Consider the following 1,673-nt stretch of genomic DNA (forward strand, 5'->3'; position numbering starts at 1 on the left):
GCCGCGCGTCGAGGGCGGCGAACCGTGGCCGCCCGCCGGGACCGTCAAGGTTGCCGCGCCAGCCGCTGCCGTCGCGGCCGCCGCCACAGAACCCGCCGCCGTCGACGACGCAGAGCCAGCGCACACCGTCGAGGTGCCGCTGCGCCGGGGCCTGCCGCGCGTCGAGGGCGGCGAACCGTGGCCTCCCGCAGGCACCGTGCGCGTCGCCGCCCCGGCACCGGAAGCTGAGCCCGAACCGCAGCCGGAAACCGAGACAGCACCCGCGGCGCCTGTGGCGGCGACTGTGGTCGACGACGCTGTCGCCAAGACGGCGCCCGAACCGGCCCCGAAACCGGCCCCGCAGCCAACCCCGAAACCGGCTCAGCGGCCGGCTGGGGTGGCGTCGGCGGGGAAACCGGAGGGCGTCGCAAGGCAATGGCTCCCTTGGGCGATCGGTGCCCTCCTGCTGCTGGCCGCCGCCGTCTTCGGCGCACGCTGGTACGTGGGCACCGAGGCCGGCGCCGACTTCATCGCTCGCTACAACGGCGTCCAGCCGCTGCCGGACAACGCCCCCATTGGGCTGCCCGGATGGCTGAACTGGGCGCACTTTTTCAACATGTTCCTCATGGCGCTGATCATTAAAACGGGTCTGGACGTGCGCCGCGAGAAACGCCCCGCCGCCTACTGGCAGCCAAAGAAGGGCGGCAAGAAGATTTCGGTCACGCTGTGGCTGCACCAGGCGCTCGACATCGCCTGGGTCGTCCTCGGCGTGGTGTTCTTCGTGCTGCTGTTTACCACCGGCCAATGGATGCGCATCGTGCCCACCAGCTGGGACGCCATCCCGCACGCGGTGTCGGCGGGCCTGCAGTACCTCTCGCTGGACTGGCCGACGGAGAACCCCTGGCTGCACTACAACGCGCTGCAGGAGTTGTCGTACTTCATCACCGTGTTCATCGCGTCGCCGCTGGCCATCGCCTCCGGTTTCCGTATGAGCGGCATGTGGCCGGCGTCGTGGACGGCCGTGCCGGTGTCGTGGGCGCGCGCGGTGCACTTCCCCACCATGATCTACTTCGTGGCGTTTGTGGTCGTGCACGTGTTCCTCGTGCTCACCACCGGCATGCGCGGCAACATGAACGCGATGTTCGCGTCGCGTGAGGACGCCACCAGCTGGATCGGTGTGGTGTTCTTCCTGGTCGCGGCGGGTGTGACGGCGTTGGGCTGGTACTTTGCGCGCGCCTCGGTGGTCGCGCCGGTGGCGGGCAAGACCGGCAAGGTGTCCAAGCGCTAAAACTGTGCAACGTATACCGCGGTGGCGTGCTTGCGCCACCGCGTTTTGCGTTCCTGTGGACAACCGTGTTGCGGCGGGGGCTTTTGGCGGGGGTTATCCACAGATTTTGATTTGGGTCTGGTGTTGGGGGTTGCGCTGGCTTAGCTTTCGGGCCATGAACTTCACCGACTTTGTCTCCGCAGGCGTGGCCGTGCTCGCCGACTTCGACCGCGACGTCGCCATGGCCGCCGGCCTGTCTACCAGCCGGGTGCGCGATTTGGCGCGGGTGCATGCCACGTACTTCGGGCCGACCCAGTTCACCCGTAAACAACACGACGCGCTCGAAGCAGCGCACGGTCTGCCCATCGACCAACTCATCCACATAGAAAAGAAACTCCTCGCCGTCGAAGGCGCCGCCGAACGCTGG

The 1,673-nt window shown here is 68.0% G+C and carries 1 protein-coding gene and 1 pseudogene; both read left to right on the forward strand.

Translation table 11 applies throughout. The annotated features are described in order from the left end of the window. A partial coding sequence (locus tag HMPREF2791_RS09040; protein WP_246825493.1) for a cytochrome b/b6 domain-containing protein occupies positions 1–1,267 on the forward strand: 1,267 nt, incomplete at its 5' end. Positions 1,268–1,421: 154 nt separating this feature from the next. After that, a pseudogene (locus HMPREF2791_RS09045) lies at positions 1,422–1,673 on the forward strand (HNH endonuclease); the annotation flags it as partial.

It is taken from the genome of Corynebacterium sp. HMSC034A01 (genome assembly GCF_001838175.1).
Classification (GTDB): Bacteria; Actinomycetota; Actinomycetes; order Mycobacteriales; family Mycobacteriaceae; genus Corynebacterium.